The following is a 21,844-nucleotide window of genomic DNA, read 5'->3' on the forward strand; positions in this document are numbered from 1 at the left end:
ATGACAAACATTCAAGAACGTTTTTATAAAGGCCGCGTAGCATTAAATGTATTAGCGAACAATATAGAAAATGCGAAAGATATTTTTGAAGCAGCAGAAGGTTATGTAGTAGTGGGAGTGTTATCAAAAGACTACCCAACAGTGGAAGAAGCAGTGACAGCGATGAAAGCATACGGAAAAGAAATTGATGACGCTGTATCAATCGGACTAGGAGCAGGAGATAATCGCCAAGCGGCAGTTGTAGCTGAAATTGCGAAGCATTACCCTGGTAGCCATATTAACCAAGTGTTCCCTTCAGTTGGAGCGACACGTGCAAATCTAGGCGGAAAAGATAGCTGGATTAATAGTTTAGTATCACCAACAGGAAAAGTAGGGTACGTAAATATTTCTACTGGTCCAATTAGTGCAGCTGGGGAAGAAAAAGCAATCGTTCCAATTAAAACAGCGATCGCACTTGTACGTGATATGGGTGGAAATTCATTGAAATACTTCCCAATGAAAGGCTTGGCTCATGAAGAAGAATATCGCGCAGTTGCGAAAGCTTGTGCGGAAGAAGGCTTTGCATTAGAGCCAACAGGCGGAATTGATAAAGAAAACTTTGAAACAATTGTACGTATCGCATTAGAGGCAAATGTAGAGCAAGTTATCCCGCACGTATACTCTTCTATTATTGATAAAGAAACTGGTAATACGAAAGTAGAAGATGTTCGCGAATTATTAGCGGTAGTGAAGAAGCTAGTTGATCAAAATGCGTAAGAAAATTGCAGCATTTGGCGAAGTAATGATGCGCCTGCAAGTACCAGGATATGAATTGTTATCGCAAGCTAACACATTACATTACTCATTTTCTGGCACAGGTGTGAACGTTGCAGCAGCACTCTCTCATCTCGGGCATGAAGGCTTTCTTATTTCAACTTTACCAGAAAACTCGGTTGGGGATGCTGCGGTATCACATATTCAAAAGTTAGGCATTCAGGCGCCGTTTATTTCAAGAGGCGGTAAATACGTCGGCATGTACTTTTTAGAAAATGGATTTGGAGCGCGTGCAAGCCGCGTTACATATTCGAATCGATTAGAAAGTAGCTTCAATACAGCATGTGAAGAGATGTACCAGTTTGAAGAAATCGCTAAGGAAATTGATATCGTTCATTTTTGCGGGATTACACTTGCGATGAATGATACGGTGCGCCATCATATGAAATCTTTAGCGAAAGCAGTTAAAGAAAGCGGAGGTACTGTTGTTTTTGATTGCAATTATCGTCCATCTCTTTGGGGAGATGACGGATATGAGCAGGCGAAACCGCATTATGAAGAAATGTTAGCTCTTGCTGATATCGTTATGATGAACGAAAAAGATGCAATGTTTGTTCTTGGAATGAAAACAGAAGAGACAGAGCGAGAGGAGCAACTTGTTGACCTTATTCCAAAGGTTGCTGAAACATATCATATCGCTACAATTGCTGGTACACATCGCTCTATTAATAGCGATAATACACACTCGCTTCGCGGGTTTATATGTAAAGATGGTGCGTTCACTTTTGCAAAAACACTTACGTTTTCTGTATATGATAGAATAGGTGCTGGAGATGCTTATACGAGCGGGATTATTCATGGCGAGATAGAAGAGTTTGCACCAGAGAAAGCTGTTTCATTTGCGTCAGCAGCTGGAATGCTTGCACATACAATCGTCGGTGATACGCCAATGTCATCAGAGAAAGATATACTTCGGGCGATGACGGCATCAGTAGGTGATGTAGAAAGGTAGTGGGTGTAACGGTGAACGTAACGAGAAAAAGAGGTCCATTATATTTACAAATAAAAAATATTATTCGTGATCGAATATTGCATGGTGTATATGCAATTCATACAAATATTCCTTCCGAACCGCAGTTAGAAGAAGAGTTCAAAGTGAGTAAAATTACAGTACGAAATGCGATTAAAGAACTCGTTCAAGAAGGGTATTTAGAAAAGAAAAGCGGTAAAGGAACGAAAGTCATCCGTAATACGTCTGCGACAAAATTATCAAAGGGTAAGAAATTTACAGAAGTGTTAGTGGAAGAAGGATATAAAGTACAGAAGAAATTGTTAAAAGCAGAAGTCGTTCATAATGAAGAAGGAACAGTGCCATTTCGATTATTCGGTAAGGCGAGTTTTCGTATTGAGCGTCTATACGCTTTAAATGATGCACCGTACATTCATTATACGCACTATTTCTCAGCACGCATGGCAAGTACAGATTTATCGGACTTTGACTTGCAATCGCTTTACGATTTAGTGGAAGACCGAGGCATACATTTAGAAAACTTCAGAGATGAATTCGCAGTCGGAGCCGCTCCTAGTTTTGTTGCAGAAGCGTTAGGTGAAAAAGAGGGGACACCGCTATTAAAACGTATGCGCTATTCTTACGATGAAGTTGGCGAAGTAATTGAATATAGCGAAGGCTACTACAATACAGAAATGCAGCATTATGTAGTGAATTACGACGTATAAAAAGAGGGGATTGTCCCTCTTTTTTTATAAAGTGAAACATGAATTGGATGCATCCCACACCAATCGGATGTTTACTGTCCATAAATACGAGGGAAAAGTAAGGAGAATGAGAGATGGATATATACTTATTAATCGTCACGTTACTTGCAATCGCGATTGTTATTTTAGGGGTATCATGGTGGAAATGGCATGCATTTATTAGTTTAACAGTTGCTAGTTTATTTTTAGCTATTATGTCTGGACTGAATTTAACGAAAATAGTGACTGCCTATGAAACTGGTGTTGGTAGTGTACTAGGGCATTTAGTCGGTATTTTAGCTCTCGGAACAATTTTAGGAAAAATGATGTCCGATTCAGGGGCTGGCATGCAAGTGGCAGATTTCTTTATTCGATTTTTCGGTGTGAAGAAGCTACCGTGGGCTATGTTATTTGCAGGTTTTGTTATAGGGATTCCAGTATTTTTTGAAGTGGGGATCGTCATTTTATTACCACTTGTTATTTCAATTCGGAAAACGACGAAGCAAAATATATTATTAATTGCGTTACCTGTTATTGCTGGATTATCTATTGTTCACGGGCTCGTGCCACCACATCCAGGGGCGATGACAGCAATCGGTATTTATAACGCCAACTTAGGAACGGTACTTTTATATTCGTTACTTATCGCGTTACCAGCAGCCATTATCGCAGGACCGATATTTGCAAAGTGGGTACATAAAAGGGTTATACCTGAAAATGAACCAGAGCTTGTTCGAGTTACGACTGTATCAACAGATTTACCGAGTCGTAAAGTTTCATTTTTTATTATTTTATTACCAGTTGTACTAATGATTTTATCAGTAGTTGCACCATATATTTCATTACCGAAAAAGATAACTGAATTTTTTGTATTTATAGGAAGTCCAGTAATTGCTTTACTTATTTCATGTTTCGCAGCGTTCTATTTACTTGGAATAAGACAAGGAATTAATAAAAAGGTCATTAAAAAATTAACGGATGAAAGTTTACTACCAGTCGGTTCTATTATTTTAATTATTGGTGCAGGCGGTGGATTTAAACAAATATTAATTGAGAGCGGCGTTGGAACGGCGATTGCGCAAATGGCAGAACATATATCGTTATCACCAATCGTCTTAGCTTTCATGGTAGCTGGATTAATTCGAATTGCAACAGGTTCAGCAACAGTCGCATTAACGACAGCAGCAGGTATTGTTTCACCAGTTATTCAGCACATGTCAGGTGTAAATTTGGAGTTGCTTGTTATTGCAACGGGGGCAGGATCATTAATGTTTTCTCACGTAAATGATGCAGGGTTCTGGCTTGTAAAAGAGTATTTAGGATTAACGGTGAAGGAAACGTTTAAAACGTGGACGGTACTCGAGACATTGTTATCATTTATTGCATTTGGTTTTGCGCTTTTATTGGATATGTTTATTTAGGAGAGAAAAATATTTAAATGTATAAAACCCACAGAGGAAATTCAATTTTTCTGTGGGTTTAGCTATTTTTCATGGCCTAGTTACTTACAATTATACAGGACGAGTTGTTTTGTATATTTGTTTTTCTCGCATTTTATTCTTTAATAGAACGGACATATTGATCCTCTCCTTCGTCTTTGACAAAGACCCCTAATTCATGCAAATCTTTACGTAAATGCTTATTTTTTTTCGAATTTCCTTCTCGAAGGGCATTTCGTCTTTCATACAAAATTGTATTTACACTTTTACTAAATTGCTCATCTTCTAATTTCCATAGGCTATAATCCTCCTTATAAGGATCTTGTTCCACCCATTGGAATCCGTGCAGTAAGAAGGTATCTTTAATTTTATTTGGGTTAATATCAGACGTTTCACGTAACCATTCTCGGTCCTTGTGATCAATGACCACCACTTGACGCTTCTCTACAAAAACCGCTTTTACCTTCGCCTTGGTAATTTGTTTTTCTTGATCACCTTTACTAATATGAATAATTTCTGAATTAATTTTCATCTTTAAAGCATCACTATAAATAATTAGAGAAAATAGAATTCCAGCAATGACACCAATGAACATGAGGATAATTGGAAGCCAGAAAGGGTTAATAGAATTTAAAAGTTCTATAATTTTTGAATCAGAAAAAAGAGGGATACTTTTTATAATTCCTATTAATTTAGGTGAAAAATATCCGATTATTCCTAAAAGGATTGGGCTTACAATAGCAAGTAGTTTTTCTAAAAAGCCTAATCCAATGACAGATGTATTTTTCATGGGTAGTTCATCCTTTCTTAATTAATTTTCAAGACTATGGCATGTTTAACTAATGAGTTTTTTCACCATCTTTATAAGCTCATTTGAGTAATTTTCTATAGATATAGAGGAATTTGCTTTCAACATTCTTTCTTCAATTGCTCCTAAAATAAAAGAAGCTAATATGTTAGTTTGAAAAGAGTTAGAAAACGTGCCATTTTGTTGGCCGGTCTTTAAAATATCCAATAACATCGTTCTAATAACATCATCGTCGTCTTCTTCAATTCTGTAATAAGGAACACTATCTTCATTTCGCGCAGTAAAGACAATTTCGATTAAGGCAATATTATTTTTATAATGAGTTTCTTGATAGGCCAAATGCGCTTCAATAAAGGCCTCTAGTTTTTTTATTTCAGATTGAGCCAACATCACCCGATGACTAATAAATTCATGTTGTTTGTTAACTAAAAACTGTAATGTACGATTCATAAGATAAAGCTTATCGTTAAAGTGATAAGAAATAAGTCCAGTGCTAATCTTCGCCTTCTTCGCTACTTTAGTTAAGCTTAAGTTGTTATATCCAACCTCTTCTAATGTATCAATACATGCAAGAATAATTTGTTCGCGTCTAGCCTCTGCAATAAAAGAATCAGTCATACTATTCAACTCCTGATTTATATAATTTGAATGTTAAGTCAAAAAATTGATTGGTCGTTCAATTAAATTTTAGTGAGAAATTTGAATTATGTCAAATGCTTTATGCTTATATCTTGATAAGGCTAATTCGCCTTTTGATAAAGCCCATTTCTAAAAACAAGCCCGTTTTTACGTAAGCCAAGCTTCCTATTCGCCCTGAAAACATACTATAAATGGAATCCCCTCATTTAGAGCAAGATGAACTTGTTATGAATGATACTAAAGGAGGAATAGAGTAATGGGCGAAAATTATGAACACAGACATGATGATTGTAACCGTAGAAAAGGATGCGGTGGCGGTTTTGCGCTTCTAATCGTATTGTTTATTTTATTAATCATCATCGGTGCTAGCTGCTTCGGCGGTGGCGGTTCTTGTGGTTATGGTGGTTACGGCGGTTATGCTGGCGGCTATGGTGGATATTGCTGCTAATGATTAAAAACTATTGAAAATAGCCTTGTGCATATTGCACAAGGCTATTTTATTCATATTTTAATGTGCTGTGATAACTTATTGATGTAAAGAGAGCGGATTAAGAAGAAGAAAATAATCTCGATAATCCCGAAAAAGGTGAGTACGATACATGTCTCTTTTAGTAATGAGAAAGAAAACATGCTTTGTAAAAACTTAACCGCAAATAACGTGTGAACACCAGCAACGATGTAAGGAACGAAAAATAAAATTCCTAATTGAATCGTTGCAGAACGAAACATTTCTGATTCTGTAAGCCCGATTTTTGTAATCGTAATGTATTTTTGTTTTTCAGTCGTTAAGTCATTATACATACGGAAGTATAGAACACTAGCTGCCCCGATAAAGAACATAAAACCAAGAAATGTCCAAATAAAGAAAGTAGCAATTGAATTTCCTTTACTGTAGTATAGATCATCAGCTGCTGTATAAAGAGCAAATGGGACGTCCGTATTTTTATGTGCCTCACGGAAGCTATCCGCATCATTCCAAATATGTTTTAACATATTTTTTGTCGGAACAATTGTATTTTCCCAATTCTCAACGAAGTAGTTATACACTATAGTCGTTTCAATATGAGGAATCATATTATCAAATACGTAATCTTGTACAACAATTATATGTCGGAAACGAAAGACTGGCCCGATTCCTTTATTAATAAATCCTTTAATATGAAATTCTTTTTTATTCGATCCGATTGTAATTGTATTTTGTTTTGCAAATGGATTGGATACAAGATTTAATAGTTCTGGCGAGTACCGAGAAATCATATAGACTTGTGTAGAATCGAGGGTTATTTCCGGCCTCTTTAACTGTTTCGCAAGTGTATTATAATCACTCATTTTCATAAGAGTAACGTCTTCTTTTAAAGCTGTATCTTGTAACATAGTAACCTTATACTTATTGTATTGAAAATTAGCATTTGTAAGCTCCGTTTCAATTGTAGCAACGTGCTTTTGTTCCAATGGATTTTCCCCTTTGGATGTATAGGTGAAGGGGAAAGGATATCGTTCTAATGTCGATGCTTTCGTATTATTATTAGCAGCAAATAACCCGATGATAATTGTGAATGCAAGTGCTGACAACATAGAAACGATAAAGAGCACATTAATATTACTACGCGTACGGTTAGCTAAATCTGAAATCCATAACATGTTTATTTGTTTCATATAAAACTTTCTCCGCTTTTTTAAGATAAAGATAAAGAGGAGAAATGTTTGCGAAAAGAATAAATATGTCCCGACTACTACAAGCGGTAAAATAGATAATATAATAAAGGCTACCGATCCATTTCGTACATTTTTTTCTGTTACGTAGCCTTGCGGATAACCAGCGATATAATAACATAATGCTAAGCAAATTAAAGCGAATATTGAAATGAGTATAGATGGTTTCTTTTCTTTGTCTCCTTTTTTTGTCCTCTTAATGAGCTGTGTTGTTTTACGAGTACGAATGAACATCGGTGTAAACGTAGAAACGATGAAAAATAAAATGATAAACGTTACTGTTGTAACGATAATTGCTTCTGTTGGCCAATATAAATAGAGGCCTTTAGCATTTGTTAATTTAGAAGTAACGAGTAAGAAAAAGTTAGAAAATACAAGACCACCTTGAATACCAGCAAAGATAGCTAGTATTCCAATAATCATATTCTCAGTAAACAAAAGCCGTTTTAATTGTTTGTGTGAAATACCGAGAACAGTTAAAACGCCAAATTGTTGTTTCCGGACATTTAAAAATGTCCCGATAGAATATAAGAGAAAGAAGAACGAGAACAAAACGATAACAAACTGTGCCATGCCAGCTAAGTTCATGAGCGGATCTTGTTCCTGCAATTTATTCATAATTTGTAAGCGTGGATGATATGCGTATACAGTAAAGGAAAAGAAAACCATGATAGAAAACGCACTACTTACAAAATAAGCGAAATATGCTTTCGAATTACGCGAGACATTTTTAAATGCAAATTGCCAAAATGTCATCCACGTCTTCCTCCTAATAATGCTAAAACATCTAATATTTCTTGATAAAACTTCTCGCGATATAGTCCGCGGTGTAGTTCGTTGTAAAGCTCGCCGTCTTTAATGAAAATGACGCGGTTACAATAACTTGCTGCAAATGGATCGTGAGTAACCATTAAAATTGTTGCATCTTCTTCTTTATTTAATTTCGTAAATAACTCCATTACATCAATTGCCGCTTTTGAATCTAAGTTTCCTGTTGGTTCATCGGCAAGTAGAAGTGACGGATGATGAATAACAGCACGTGCTACTGCGGTACGCTGTGCTTGTCCTCCAGAAACTTCAAAAATACGTTTGTCTAAAATATGATCAATGCCAAGTTTTTTTGAAATGTTATCAAGTTTTTCGTCCATTTCTTTTAATGGAACATTATCTAATGTTAAAGGTAGTACGATATTTTCACCGATTGTCAGTGTGTCTAGTAGGTTAAAGTTTTGGAAAACAAATCCTAACTCTTGGCGGCGGAAAATAGCTAACTTCTCTCTACGAAATGTGTGTGGTTTTTTTCCGTTAATAACGACATCACCAGAAGTAGGGGAATCAATTGTAGAGATAACGTTTAAAAATGTAGATTTACCGCTCCCTGATGGTCCCATGATAGCGACAAATTCCCCTTTATCTACATGTAAATTTATATTTTTTAAAGCAGTATGAGGGACTTTTCCTTCATACACTTTTGAGACGTTTTTTATGTGTAAAACTTCTTCCATAGTAATCACCTTTCTATCTTTAAAACTTAATGTGCTGTGATAATTTTTGCATATAAAAGGAACGAATTAAAAGGAAAAATAAAATTTCAACTGTTCCAAAAATCATAAGTACGACTGTAATTTCAGCGAAGAACGAGAGATGTAAAACTTCTTGTAGCATCTTTGTCGCAAACATCGTATGGATCGATGCCATAATGTAAGGGACGAAGAATAAAATAGCAAGCTGAATTGTCGCTGAACGTTTCATTTCAGATTCAGTTAAGCCGATTTTCGTAATCGTTACATACTTTTCTTGCTCATTTGTTAAATCCGTATACATCCGGAAGTAAAGAACACTACCAGCACCTATAAAGAAAATCACACCAAGGAAAGTACCAATTAAGAAGAACGAAGCAACGTTTAGTTTTGTGTTGTATAACGAATCACTTGCTTCACTGGCATGGAACGGTGGGTGCTCTGCTTGAATCGCTGCATTGTCGTTATCGATTTTTGTTATAAATGCTGAACCGATATTATGTGCTTTTTCCCAATCGTAAACTTTAAAACTGTATACACTCATCTGTTTTGAAACAGTGGATAATGCTTCTACATTTTCATCAGATAGTATGAGTAATTGGTATATTAAGCTGTTTGGGAATGGGTTATAACTTTTATATTCTTTCACTTGTAGTTGTAAATTGTTTTGAGTAAGCGTAAGAGTATTTTTCTTTTCGTTATTTTGAAGTGTTCCAAAGACTTGATCATCTAAGTCTTTCATAAGAATATAAGATTCATTCTTATTCACCGTGAGAGTTTCCCAATTTAATGCTTTAGCAAGTATATGATAGTCACTTTGTTTAATGGCATAATAGAGCTGCGTGTTATCTTCAGCTGAAGATACTTCATATATATCTGTTTTAAATTTTGTATAAGTAAAGTGCTCTTCATTAAATTTTTGTTCTAACCAGTTTAAATGTTCATTAACCAACGTATTTTCACTATGTGATAAATATGTAAACGGGAAAGGGTTTTGCCTAATCTCATCAAACTTTGTAAATTTCCCGAATCCATATAAGAATGTAATCATTGTAAAAGCGAGCGTTGATAGCATCGCGACTATAAACAACATATTAATATTTGTTCGAATGCGCGTTGCTATATCAGAAATCCAAAGCATATTAATTCGTTTCATATAAAACTTTCTTCGCGTTTTTAATATACGAATGAGTAAAAAACTAATCTGTGAAAAGAAAAAATATGTTCCAGCTGCAACGAGTGATGGAATGACAAATATACTAGAGACGGCGTACAAAAGTCCAATTACAGTGCCAAGTGACATGAAATATAAAGGATTTGCTGCTAATACGTATCCAGATATTAAACATAGCGCACCAAATAAAGAAATAAGCACGGATGCTTTTCGCTCTTGATGTTGTTTCCCTCCTTTTAAAAGTCGTACAGCTTTTCTCGTACGAATCAGCATTGGTGTAAAAGATGATACGAGAATAAAGAGACCGAGAAAGATTACAGTTGTTAAAATAATAGCGCCTGTGGGCCAATATAAATATAGACCGGGCACATGTGTAATTTTTGCGGTAACTAATAAAAAGAACTGTGAAAAGACAAGTCCGAGTTGTATGCCAAAAAATATGGAAAGAATACCGATTAACATGTTTTCTAAAAAGACGAGTCTTTTTAATTGTTTTTGGGATATGCCAAGTACTGTTAATATCCCGAACTGTTTTTTTCGCACTTTTAAAAACGTACCAATTGAATAGAGTAAAAAGAAAAATGAAAAGAACACAATGACAACTTCTGAAATTGTCATTAATATGTTCAGAGCATAATTTACGTCTGTCATATGCAATTTCGGATGAAATAAATAAACTGCAAATGAGAAAAAAATGGCGATGGAAAACGCACTGCTTACAAAATAGGCGAAATAAGCTCTGGCGTTCCGCGATACGTTTTTAAATGCAAACTGCCAAAATGTCATTCACCTAGGCCTCCTAATAGATTGAAGATGAAAAGAGTATGAGAGATACTCTTTTCACTAAGTTTATTTTAAGTGTTTTATTCACTCGTGTACTGTGATAATTTTTGCATATAAAGCGAACGAATGAATAAGAAAAATACAATTTCAACGAATCCAAAAATAATAAGAACAGCTGCAATTTCTTTGAACAGTGATAAACCAATTACATCTTGTAGCATTTTTGTAGCAAACATCGTATGAATGGATGCCATGATGTATGGAATGAAAAATAAAATACTAAGTTGGATGGATGCAGAACGTTTCATTTCTGCATCGGTTACACCAATTTTTGAAATCGTTACATACTTTTCTTGTTCGTTCATTAAATCCGTATACATTCTAAAGTAAAGAACGCTACCAGCTCCAATGAAGAAAATAACTCCTAAAAATGTCCCAATTAGGAAATATGCGGCACTACCGGACGTTATTTTATATAATGCACTTGCTGATTCAAAGGAGCGGATGAGAGGCCCTTCATATTGGAATTTTTCACGATCTTTTTGTATTTTTTCTATAAAAGCATCAGTGATTTTATACGTCTTTTCCCAGTTTTGTACTTTATAATTGTACGCTGATACATGTTTTGTTGTATTTGGGAAGTTGTTTACAACAACGTCAGGTAAAACTACCGTTTGATAAGAGAAGGTAGATGGAATGGCGTTTACATATTCATAGCCTTTTACCCGCAATTTTGTATTTGTGTTTGAGAGTGTAACGTAGTCTCTGTTGTAGCTTTGTTCAAACTCATTGAATATAGTGAAATAGGATGTTCCTGTTAAGACGTATGCTTCGTTATCATTCATGAATAGTTCTTTCATACGTAAAGAATTTGCAAGTTTGTTATAGTCACTTTGCTTAATGGCGTATACGTCATTATAAATGGCTATATCTTCGTCTTCTTTTAATGGTGTTTCATATAAATCGGCTTTTATTTTCTTATAAGAGAAGTTTTCCTTTCGTAATTGTTGTTCAAGCCAAGTTAAATGCTCGTTAACAAAAGGGTTCGCATCATAAGAAAAATAAGAAATTGGGAAGGGAGAGTTTCTCGTAACTTCTAATTTCGTAAATTTACCGAGCCCATATAAAAACGTAATCATCGTAAAAGCGACAGTAGATAGCATAGCCACAATAAAAAGCATATTAATATTCGTTCGAATCCGGCTTGCTAAATCAGAAATCCAAAGCATATTAATTCGTTTCATATAAAATTTTCTTCTCGTTTTTAAAATGTAAATAAGTAAGAAACTAATTTGCGAAAAGAAAAAATATGTCCCAATTGTAACAAGTGTTGGAATTACAAAAATACTTGAAACCATATATATAACGCCTACTTGCGGGTTTATTGAGACGAAATATTTAGGATTTCCAGCTAAAGCATAACCACCTAATAAACAAATCGCACTAAATAAAGAAACGAGTATGGATGGTTTTTTTTCTTTTTGTTTTCCGCTATTTGTCTTTAAAAGGCGTATCGCTTTTTTTGTACGGATAAGCATTGGTGTGAATGTGGATACAATAATAAAAAGACTAAGAAAAACGATGGTCGTTAAAACAAAAGCGTTAATAGGCAAGTATAAATATATGCCTGGTACGTGCGTAATTTTTGCTGTGACTAATAAGAAAAATTGTGAAAATACAAGTCCAAACTGCATACCGAAAAAGATAGATAAAATACCGATTAACATATTTTCCATAAAAACGAGACGATGTAATTGTTTTCTCGATATTCCTAAAACGGTCAAAACGCCGAATTGTTTTTTTCTAACTTTTAAAAAAGTACCAATGGAATATAGTAAAAAGAAGAAGGAGAAAAATACAATTACTACTTCTGAAAATACCATTAATCCTGAAATTTCAGAGGTGATGCTAAAGTTTTGTAATTTCGGGTGAAATAAGTAAACAGCAAATGAAAAGAAAACAGCAATGGAAAAGGAACTACTTACAAAGTAAGCAAAATAAGCTCTTGAGTTGCGTGTTACATTTTTAAATGCGAATTGCCAAAATGTCATAGATTATACCTCCGGTTAGAAGATATAGAAGTAGTTTTATTGCAAAAAATGTATGAGAGTGAGTTCTCATACATTTTGCTTGCATATGTTACGATCATGCTTCGGTCACCTTCTCTGTATATTCTGCTTGATTATTTGCAGCATTATGGAAGATGATTTTAATCGTCGTTCCTTTACCGACTTCAGAATCCAGTTTGACAGAGTGACCTAAATAATCACAAATTTTACTTACAATATACAGTCCCATACCAGTCGATTCTCCGAATGTACGACCGTTTTTCCCCGTGTAAAATGGTTCAAATACTCTTCGAACATCTTCTTGCGGAATCCCAACGCCTTCATCGCGAACTTCTAAAATAATATCCTTTCCGTTTCGGTAAGCAGATAAGAAAACTTTCTTTCCGCGCTCACCAGAGTAACGAACTGCATTTGTCATTAACTGATAAATGATGAATTTTAGCCATTTCGCATCAGAAGCAACCTTTAAATCGGAATGAACTTCTAAAACAGGGAAGACTCCGTTTCGAATGAATAATTCCTTTAATCCGTTAATATTTTTTGTTACCGCATCTTTTAATGAAATCGTCTCAACATGGAAATCTTCATGGAAGTTATTCAACCTTGCCATATATAAAGCCATATCGAGTCCTTGATTTAATCGTTCTAATTCTTTTTTGAATTTCGGAATCAAATGTTCATCTTCCATTTCGAGCACCATAAGTTGCATAACAGAAACAGGTGTCTTCATTTGATGCACCCAGTGGTTAATGAATAATTGATGTTCTTGTTGTTTTACTTCATACGATTGTAGCTCTTTTTGGAAGAGACGGTACTGCGTACGCACGAGCTCGTTTACACCGTGAGGCATCGGAGCAGTTGCTCTCTCAATAAACGCATCTTCCATTTTCTCTGGTTGCTCACTTAATCTATGGTACATTCTACGGTTACGAACGTAACGGTAAGCAAGGAAACAGATGAATAAGTATAAGCTTAAAACGATGAAATAAAACTTATTATTTTGGAATCCATCTACTGCATCATAAAGAACGAAAATGATACCGAAGTTTAATACGTACAGTAGGAAAAATGCAAAATGATCACGTAAAAATAGCTTCATGCTTATTCACTCCAAGTTGCGTTAAAACGATACCCAAGTCCACGTACTGTTTCAATTGCATTTTCAATGCCAAGCTCATTGAACTTTTTACGAAGACGCGTAATGTTTACGTTTAATGTATTTTCTTCAACGAAGCTTTCGTCGTCCCAAAGGGCAGCTAATAAGTCTTCACGGCTCGCTGTACGAGGGAATTTAGATAATAACATTTCTGCTAAAATTGCCTCTTTCTTCGTTAAAAGAACTTGCTCCGCGCCGAAATGAATTTCTGGACGTTCTGGGAATAGTTTTAAACCTTCTACTTCAACGATACGTTCAGAAATATTTGGTGCATAATCACCGTAAATACGACGTAATTGACCTTTAATTTTCGCCATTACAACGTCGTAGTGGAACGGTTTTGTAATATAATCATCCGCACCGCTTTCAATTGCCATAATTTGTTCCATCTCACCAGCACGTGCTGAAATGAAAATAATAGGACAAGTAGATTCATGACGAATTTGACGGCACCAGTAGAAACCATCGAATTTCGGTAAGTTTACATCAAGTAAAACAAGATGTGGCTTCACTGCATTAAACGATTCCATAATATCATCGAAGTTCTCTGCAACAACAGCTTCATAGCCGTACTTTTGGATGTGAGATTGTAGTAATGATGAAATATTTGGATCGTCTTCAACGATTAAAATTTTATACATATGTATATTCCTCCTAAAAAAACAATTGTAGCTATAGTGTATCATGTGTTTCAAGTCTTTTCATTATGTTGAAAGATAAGCTAGTAAACAGTATAGGTTAAAAGTTGGAAAAGTAAAAAGGAGATACAGGATGAGATTAAAAAATGAAGATAGAAGATTAAATATTTAGATGAAAATTTAAATGTCTAATTTGTAAAATTACATAAAAAATAAAAGGTGATACATGACCAATATGGATCACCCTTTTACTTTTTTTTCAATCTCAATACATAACTTCATAAGCCGAAAGGAAACTACAGCTGCAATCCCATTGAAGATAGTAGCTAGAGTAATTTGCCCTGTATTATTTTTCATAATAAACCCTAATGTAATAAATACCAACAATATGCCCATAATCAAAGTACTTCTCATCAAAACCTTATATATATCTTTCTTATTAATTACTATTGCAAATAAACTAAGAATAATTCCTATACCAAGTAAAGCAAGTATTGTAGTCAATTCTTTGGATAGTGTATTCATACTTATAGATTCGATTGCACTACTAATCCCTACGGCTACCAAAACACCAGCAATACAACTGAGTATTAATGAAACTATAATTTTTATATTTAATACAATGTTATTCATTCTAATCTCCTTATCTAATAAAGTATATTATCTATCTTTTTATATAGTTATTAAAATATTGTTTTGACGTTATCATTTAACTTTTAACCCTAATAACATTGCAAATCCAATTGCTTGTTCAGAAGAGACTTCACAACCATTTAAACTATCTAAAGAGACATTGAGTTTGTTAAATGTGCATGTACTAATATCTATTCCTTTGAGTAAAGTTTCAGTAAAATCAGCATCATTGATATCACACTTGTAAAATTTAACCTTGCTTAATTGACAATCATAGTAGTTCGCACTCTGCAACAAGGAATTATCAAATATTACTTGTTTTAACCGTGCCCCTGCAAAGGTACTGAAATTTATAATACAATTTTCAAAAGAAACATTTCCAAGACTACCTTCTGAAAAATCAGCACCTAGTAACTTGCAGTTTTTGAAAGTGGCTCTATGAATAATCCCTTCATTGAAGTTAGTATTGGATAAATCACAGTTTTCAAAAACGACATCAGTCATATCAATCCTAGTAAAAGAGGTGTTTATAAAAGTTGTATTTTTAATAATGACCTTGGATAAAACTACTTTATCAATATTCTCGTTATCATTTACTCCATTTGTAATGATACAGTTTGATAGGTATGGATCTTCTTCATGAAAAATATCTTGAAAATTTGCTACTTTTAAATCTGCTAAGACTTTTGGTGGTTCAATTTTAAATTCTTTTGTCATCATGGGTAAGTCCTTTCTAATAACTAAATTAAAATAGTAATAATGATGAGATTAATGGAAGTAGGGCTTGGTAATTTAAGATTCTTTTCATTCATGAAAAATAAAAATATAGTGTTTCCTTTAATTAACTTATTTTGAATGGTTGTCTCCACTAGAATCTCTCATGTTGTTTCCTACAAGAGAGATTCTATACCTTCAGGTTACTTGAAGGTCAATGGTGTTTTTCTTTTTAACGGGAATTTCTATTACTGTTATGAAGTGTTGGGGGTGTTTCACTACAGACTCATCTATAATTCCGATTTCAATCGGTTCACCTACTAGTTCATAACCTGAGGTATGTAGTTCATTTAATAAAAATTTATAGCTAGTACTCACATGTTCATAAGGGCCTGTATGGCGATAACAGGCATAAAGTCCTTCTGGTAAATAAGCTTCTGCACTTTTGCTAAGTTGCTCCCATAATAGTTTGAAGATGCCTATATACATGATTGGTCCATTAGAATAAAGGCTTTTTAAATCAACAACAACACCAATGTCCCCTGTGAATACGCCACTATTTATAGGTTCAGAAATTCTCTTTTTTAGTTCCTGAACATATACATCCTCAAAATGAATGTTTAAGTCGATGGGATCGTTTTGGTATAAATATGAAATTGGTCTTTTGGGATATGTCTTGAAGGTAACCGTTTGTTGTTCGGCTAGCCACATACCATTTTCTAACGTATTCATTTTATGCTCTATTTTTTGAGCAACCATTTCCAAATTTCGAATTTCTTGTTTGATATCCTGAAATTTTTTTTGAAATAACTCATGTGTATTTTTTACTGTTCTCTCTTCCATATGCCTTTGAATATCTCGAATATTGAAGCCGATTTTTCGTAAAAAAATAATTGCATCAAGATATACAAACTGGTCAGCTGTATAGTACCGATAACTATTCTCCTTATCGGTATATTTCGGCTTAAATAATCCAATCTCGTCGTAATATCTTAACGTTGACTGTGGTATGGAAAACATTCTGGATACTTCTCCTACTCGAAAGTGTTTTTTCATATATTTCCCCTTCTATCATAATTAGTTCGGTGTTGTTGCAAATTTTCTTAACGGCTATAAATTTAGGGTGGATGCGATTATAAGTAACTTTTGCAATTTATTGTACGTTGAAAAAGAAAAATTTGGTTTTGTTTATATATAGTATGAATGATTTTGATTTCTTTCAAGGGATGTGAAGAATAGTGAAAATTTTTAAGTCCTAGGATTTGGAAAAACGTTACTTGATATGTCTATGATCCTGTTCGATGAGTGGTATACCTATAAAAGCCTTGTTCTCTCAATTTATTGTACACGCAAAGTAACTTTATAATTCACCTAACTTAGTGTCCAATAAACGTTGAAAGGTAAAAAAATAAAGCTGCTTTTCCACAAAGGAAAAGCAGCTTTATTTTTTTATCCCGCATTAACGGGCAGTAAGACTCCCACCTCAAAATTCGGCGAATGCGGAGGAGTTAGGTGGGAGATCAACTGCCCGTAAAAGCCCGATTGGTTCAACTAATAATCAGTGGGGGATGGACAAAACCCCCACTGATTAAAGTTTCACTTTATCTCTTCAAAACCGGTATCCAAATTTCACTTTTAAAGTTTGGAGAGGATACATCTTTCTGTTCATTCCACAATATTTCCGGTCCTTTCGCTAGTTCATAGTTTGAGGAAGGAAACCATTCGGAATAAATGCGTCCCCATACATTTTGTAATGTTTCAGGGAATGGACCGACAGCTTCAAATATGGCCCACGTTGAGGCTGCGACTTCAAGTTGCGCGAATTGCGCTGGACAATCTTTCGTTGTGGCTACTCCAATGTAGTGATCGAGTTCTCCCTTTTCCTCCATTCTTCCTTCAGAAAAGTTAGTAGAAGCACTAATGAATCCATTCGGTTCCATATTTGAAAGCATTTTTAATGTTTGAATGGACTCTAGGTTTAAACTTTTCCACATAGAAGAGATTTCTTCATTTACACCGTTAAATACAATCGGTACCCGTTTTGTAATACCAATAATTCGAAATGGTTCTTTTTCTTCAATTCGATAATTCATTTCGTTTCCTCCTTGAACGGATAATTGGAAGGTCATTGGTGAATAAGCTTTCAAAGAATGATTACTATTTCGGGCTTCTGAAGGTGTTATGCCGTGCAAGTTTTGAAAGGCACGTGCAAAAGAATCCGGTGAGTTGTACCCATATTTTATAGCGACATCAATGACTTTTACATTGCTGTTTTTTAGTTCAAAGGCAGCGAGAGTAAGACGTCTACAACGAATATAATCAGATAGTGATATGCCAGCTAGAAATGAAAACATCCTTTTAAAGTGATATTCAGAGCAAAGAGCTAGCCTCGCAACTTCTTTAAAATTAATTTCATTTGTTAGGTTGTTTTCAATATAGCGCATTGCAGCATTCATGTTTTTAAGTGAATCCATATGATGACCTCCTCTGTACATAGAATAGCAGGAACGAAATAGCTCCATCCGACATTTCATGCACAACTTTGTAGGGTACATTTTGTACCTTACAAAATTGTAATGTTCCTGTAAGGAGAATGAATGGATGGCATGATATCCCAATGTTATAGTAACAAAGTACTTTGGTTCATTACGTTAACTTTTTGATGTCTTTACTTATGTGCCTTACATAACTGTCATGTTTGTGTAAGAAACATCGATAGTGGCAAGAGTAGAGAGTGTATATAGTTGAAGATAGAGAATAGAAGAAATGAGGGATGTCGAGATGAAAACAGTGTTAGAAGCAAAAAATATTGAAAAAGTATATGACACGGGTGGTAATAAATTTGCAGCGTTAAAAGGTATTAATTTACAAGTAAAAGAAGGTGAGTTCGTTGGAATTATGGGACCTTCTGGTTCTGGTAAGACGACTTTACTAAACGTTCTTTCTACAATTGATAATGCGACGAACGGTGAAATTTTAATTGATGGAAAAGATATTGTGAAAATGAATGATGATAAGTTAGCATTATTCCGCCGCGATCATTTAGGGTTCATTTTCCAAGATTATAACTTATTAGATACATTAACGGTGAAAGAGAACATTGCGTTACCTCTTGCGTTATCAAAGGTGAAAGCGAGTGAGATTGATCGCCGCGTTCTTGAAATCTCAAAGAAATTCGGTATTGATCATATTTTAAGTCAGTTCCCATATCAAGTATCTGGTGGACAGAAACAAAGATGCGCGGCATCGCGTGCAATTGTTACGAATCCAAGTATGATTTTCGGGGACGAGCCAACGGGAGCGCTTGATTCTAAATCTGCAACAGATTTACTTGAAAGTATGAAGTCGTTAAATGAATACGATAATTCTACAATCTTAATGGTAACGCACGATGCGTTTGCGGCGAGTTATTGTAAACGAGTTATTTTCATTAAAGATGGTGAGTTATATAAAGAATTACATCGCGGTGAATTAACACGTAAACAATTCTTCCAACAAGTCGTTGACGTAATGTCTTCTATTTCTGGAGGTATGGCTGATGACCTTATCTAGCATTGCCCTCCGCAACATACAGCGGAACTTTAAAGACTACTTTGTATATTTTGCATCTATGATCTTTAGTATCGTCATTTATTTTACATTTAAGGCACTGCAGTATAATTCACAAATGGAAAAAGCAGCGGAAGGTTCCAAAAAAATTAGCGGAGCATTTCAAGTTTCAAGTGTCATGCTTATCATTTTCGTAGCAGTGTTTATTATATATTCGAACGGATTCTTTACACGTAAACGTAAAAAAGAAGTTGGCTTATATTCCTTATTAGGTATCCGTAAAAGACAAATTGGTAAAATGCTCTTTTATGAAAATATGTTAATGGGATTAATGTCTTTAATTATCGGAATTGCGATTGGTAGTGTCCTTTCAAAATTATTCCTTGAGTTATTAGTAAGTATGATGGGATTAAATTTAAACGTTCATTTTGAAGTACCGATGGCTGCCATTATTGATACAGCAATTATTTTCTTTGTGATTATTTTGTATACATCACTTCAAGGATATCGTTTAATTTATCGCTTTAAGTTAATTGAACTTTTCCGCGCAGAACGTGAAGGAGAAGCAATGCCAAAAGGATCTGTCATTATGGCATTAATTTCAGTTGTCTTAATCGGTTCAGGTTATTTCTTAGCGTTAATGTTCATGAAGGCGGTTCAATATGCAGACTTTATGGCAGTTGCACTTTATATTTTACTTGCGACAGTATTAGGTACGTACTTACTATTTATGTTCTTTACAGTATTCGTATTGAAACGTGCAAGAACGAATAAATCATCGTTTTATAACGGCATGAATATGGTAACGACATCACAGCTACTATATCGTATTAAAGGAAATGCAAAGTCACTTGCGACAATTTCTATTTTAAGTGCGGTAACATTAACAGCGGTTGGTACGTCAGTTACGATGTATTACAATACATTTACGCAATCAAAAGCATTCATGCCGTACAGTTATTCCTATGAGAAGAAAGAAGCAGCACTAGATAAGAAAGTAAATGAGATTCTTGCAGAAGAGAAGCAGGATCACGCTGTTAAAGATCAATTTGAAGTTGAGATGGTTCCTGTAAAAGGGAAGTTTGAAGGAGATAAAGTTGATTTCACTCTGAATATGAGCTATACGATTTCAGAGAAATATCAGTTTATGTCTCAGTCGGAATTTAACAAACTTGCTAAAAAAATCGATGCGGAAACAGTGAATGTAGCTGCTGGCGAAGCATATATATATGATAGTTCGTATATCGAAGGGCATGAGTTTAGCCCTCACTATAAAGGGAATAAAGCGGTATTCCAAGTTGGAAACGAGACGAAAAAATTAACAATCCAAGGTGCAAATAATATTGCCATTACAAACTTAGGTGAATTAGTTGTTGTCGTTTCAGATGAAATGTATGAACAAGCGAAGCAAGCATTTGGAACACGCGTTGTAAAAAATATTGATGTAAAAGATGAAAAAGATAGTAAAGTGTTAACAGAAAAATTAACAAAAGTGATGCCGGCTGGTGAATCAGAAATGGTACCATCGTTTAGAGATTTCTATACTAGTTTCCATATGGGGTTAGAAGGATCTGGATTAATGATGTTCATCGGATTATTCTTAGGATTAGTTTTCCTATTAGCGACAGGATCAATCATTTACTTTAAGCAACTTACAGAAGCAAATGCTGACCGTGATCGTTACGTTGTTCTTCATAAAGTTGGTGTAACGAAGCAAGAAATGAAGAAAGCTATCGCAAAACAAGTGAGCTTTATCTTCGCTATTCCGTTAATTGTTGGTATTTTACACAGCCTATTTGCATTAAAAGGTTTATCAAATATATTATCATTTCAGATTATGATTCCGCTCCTAATTAGTATCGGAGTATACGTTGTCATTTATCTCGGATATTACTTCATCACAGTTCGTTCTTATTATAAGATTGTGAGTGCGAAATAATAAGTGAAAATAAGAAAGCCATTTACCTAATTTTTTATGAGGTAAATGGCTTTTTTTTCGTTCTAAATACTACCGTGCATCGATTATGTCGATGAAACTAAAAGTATGTTTACGGTCAAAGGCATCTATGCATACTAAAGAACGTTTCAAAGGATTTAATTCAATTACAGTCATATAACTTGTAGGGAAATAACGGTCTTTATAATAAGTAATCAATATTTCTTTTTCTGAAATGAATGAGCGTAATAAAATGTCTTCAATTCTTTCTCTATCGTCGTATGGTGATACTTTTCGCGATTCTTTCATATCAGCCGATTTTGATATATTTGTACTACTCATGCTTTCTATTCTCCTAACAATATATTTTCTATACTAGGAAGGTTAATCACTGTGGAAGTAGCTGAAAGACGAATTTACTCAGCACTAAAAAATTATCAAATTCATGAATTTATTTATAGTAATTTATTTGTCATTTTTGTACTTTTTTGAAGGGGATTAAAACTTTATTAAGGTGAGTTTGGAAGAAGGAGAATAAATAAATAGATTTGATGAAGGTGAGCTA

General features: G+C 34.5%; 20 protein-coding genes. 7 read left to right on the forward strand and 13 right to left on the reverse strand.

Annotated elements, in window-relative coordinates:
* The 4 genes from dagF to gntP all read left to right on the forward strand — a co-directional run bounded on the left by dagF (position 1) and on the right by gntP (position 3,929).
* Positions 1-756: a 2-dehydro-3-deoxy-phosphogluconate aldolase gene (dagF, locus tag ACTFOB_RS22690; protein ID WP_440029104.1), complete on the forward strand. Its 756-nt coding sequence runs from the start codon at positions 1-3 to the stop codon at positions 754-756.
* Positions 749-1,765: a sugar kinase gene (locus tag ACTFOB_RS22695; protein ID WP_440029102.1), complete on the forward strand. Its 1,017-nt coding sequence runs from the start codon at positions 749-751 to the stop codon at positions 1,763-1,765. Before dagF ends, ACTFOB_RS22695 begins: the two co-directional genes overlap by 8 nt.
* Positions 1,765-2,490, forward strand: coding sequence for a GntR family transcriptional regulator (locus tag ACTFOB_RS22700; protein WP_440029100.1), 726 nt, complete (start codon positions 1,765-1,767; stop codon positions 2,488-2,490). The genes ACTFOB_RS22695 and ACTFOB_RS22700 overlap by 1 nt, the downstream gene beginning before the upstream one ends.
* A 113-nt stretch (positions 2,491-2,603) precedes the next feature.
* Positions 2,604-3,929 carry a gluconate permease GntP gene (gene gntP, locus ACTFOB_RS22705; protein ID WP_440029099.1) on the forward strand — a complete coding sequence of 442 codons (1,326 nt, stop codon included), beginning with the start codon at positions 2,604-2,606 and terminating at the stop codon, positions 3,927-3,929.
* 133 nt (positions 3,930-4,062) lie between these two features.
* Here the strand turns inward: gntP and ACTFOB_RS22710 are convergent, their stop codons facing one another.
* A complete protein-coding gene (locus ACTFOB_RS22710; protein WP_440029097.1) occupies positions 4,063-4,737 on the reverse strand; it encodes a YqeB family protein in 675 nt (224 codons plus the stop codon).
* Between the two features lie 45 nt (positions 4,738-4,782).
* A complete protein-coding gene (locus tag ACTFOB_RS22715; protein WP_440029096.1) occupies positions 4,783-5,373 on the reverse strand; it encodes a TetR/AcrR family transcriptional regulator in 591 nt (196 codons plus the stop codon).
* Positions 5,374-5,650: 277 nt separating this feature from the next.
* Here ACTFOB_RS22715 and ACTFOB_RS22720 point away from each other — a divergent pair, with 277 nt between their 5' ends.
* Complete coding sequence (locus tag ACTFOB_RS22720) at positions 5,651-5,842, forward strand: YjcZ family sporulation protein (RefSeq protein WP_151631711.1); 192 nt, start codon at positions 5,651-5,653, stop codon at positions 5,840-5,842.
* Between the two features lie 53 nt (positions 5,843-5,895).
* Here the strand turns inward: ACTFOB_RS22720 and ACTFOB_RS22725 are convergent, their stop codons facing one another.
* From ACTFOB_RS22725 to ACTFOB_RS22770, 10 genes are all read right to left on the reverse strand, one after another.
* A complete protein-coding gene (locus tag ACTFOB_RS22725; RefSeq protein WP_440029093.1) occupies positions 5,896-7,863 on the reverse strand; it encodes an FtsX-like permease family protein in 1,968 nt (655 codons plus the stop codon).
* Positions 7,860-8,612 (reverse strand): ABC transporter ATP-binding protein, encoded by a 753-nt coding sequence (locus ACTFOB_RS22730; RefSeq protein ID WP_000393250.1) that lies wholly within the window; start codon positions 8,610-8,612, stop codon positions 7,860-7,862. Before ACTFOB_RS22730 ends, ACTFOB_RS22725 begins: the two co-directional genes overlap by 4 nt.
* 19 nt (positions 8,613-8,631) lie before the next feature.
* Positions 8,632-10,587 carry an FtsX-like permease family protein gene (locus ACTFOB_RS22735; protein ID WP_440029091.1) on the reverse strand — a complete coding sequence of 652 codons (1,956 nt, stop codon included), beginning with the start codon at positions 10,585-10,587 and terminating at the stop codon, positions 8,632-8,634.
* Between the two features lie 77 nt (positions 10,588-10,664).
* Positions 10,665-12,635: an FtsX-like permease family protein gene (locus ACTFOB_RS22740; protein ID WP_440029089.1), complete on the reverse strand. Its 1,971-nt coding sequence runs from the start codon at positions 12,633-12,635 to the stop codon at positions 10,665-10,667.
* A 94-nt stretch (positions 12,636-12,729) separates the two neighbouring features.
* Entirely contained in the window at positions 12,730-13,752 is a 1,023-nt protein-coding gene (locus ACTFOB_RS22745) for a sensor histidine kinase (protein ID WP_440029087.1), read from the reverse strand.
* Positions 13,753-13,754: 2 nt separating this feature from the next.
* Positions 13,755-14,450 (reverse strand): response regulator transcription factor, encoded by a 696-nt coding sequence (locus tag ACTFOB_RS22750; RefSeq protein ID WP_000276736.1) that lies wholly within the window; start codon positions 14,448-14,450, stop codon positions 13,755-13,757.
* Positions 14,451-14,687: 237 nt separating this feature from the next.
* Positions 14,688-15,080 carry a hypothetical protein gene (locus ACTFOB_RS22755; RefSeq protein ID WP_440029084.1) on the reverse strand — a complete coding sequence of 131 codons (393 nt, stop codon included), beginning with the start codon at positions 15,078-15,080 and terminating at the stop codon, positions 14,688-14,690.
* Positions 15,081-15,152: 72 nt separating this feature from the next.
* On the reverse strand, positions 15,153-15,797 hold the full coding sequence (locus ACTFOB_RS22760) for a pentapeptide repeat-containing protein (protein ID WP_440029083.1): 645 nt from the start codon (positions 15,795-15,797) through the stop codon (positions 15,153-15,155).
* A gap of 195 nt (positions 15,798-15,992) precedes the next feature.
* Positions 15,993-16,850 carry a MerR family transcriptional regulator gene (locus ACTFOB_RS22765; protein WP_440029081.1) on the reverse strand — a complete coding sequence of 286 codons (858 nt, stop codon included), beginning with the start codon at positions 16,848-16,850 and terminating at the stop codon, positions 15,993-15,995.
* A 545-nt stretch (positions 16,851-17,395) separates the two neighbouring features.
* Complete coding sequence (locus ACTFOB_RS22770) at positions 17,396-18,268, reverse strand: AraC family transcriptional regulator (RefSeq protein WP_440029080.1); 873 nt, start codon at positions 18,266-18,268, stop codon at positions 17,396-17,398.
* Between the two features lie 307 nt (positions 18,269-18,575).
* On the opposite strand from ACTFOB_RS22770, the gene ACTFOB_RS22775 reads away from it, so the two are divergent.
* Both ACTFOB_RS22775 and ACTFOB_RS22780 read left to right on the forward strand, forming a co-directional pair.
* On the forward strand, positions 18,576-19,346 hold the full coding sequence (locus tag ACTFOB_RS22775; RefSeq protein ID WP_000859654.1) for an ABC transporter ATP-binding protein: 771 nt from the start codon (positions 18,576-18,578) through the stop codon (positions 19,344-19,346).
* On the forward strand, positions 19,333-21,282 hold the full coding sequence (locus ACTFOB_RS22780) for an ABC transporter permease (RefSeq protein ID WP_440029078.1): 1,950 nt from the start codon (positions 19,333-19,335) through the stop codon (positions 21,280-21,282). Before ACTFOB_RS22775 ends, ACTFOB_RS22780 begins: the two co-directional genes overlap by 14 nt.
* 69 nt (positions 21,283-21,351) lie before the next feature.
* On the opposite strand, the gene ACTFOB_RS22785 is transcribed toward ACTFOB_RS22780, so the two are convergent.
* Positions 21,352-21,621 carry a YolD-like family protein gene (locus tag ACTFOB_RS22785; protein ID WP_440029076.1) on the reverse strand — a complete coding sequence of 90 codons (270 nt, stop codon included), beginning with the start codon at positions 21,619-21,621 and terminating at the stop codon, positions 21,352-21,354.
* Between the last annotated feature and the right edge of the window lie 223 nt (positions 21,622-21,844).

Origin of the sequence: Bacillus cereus group sp. MYBK79-1 (assembly GCF_051915365.1) — a bacterium.
Taxonomy (GTDB): Bacteria; Bacillota; Bacilli; order Bacillales; family Bacillaceae_G; genus Bacillus_A.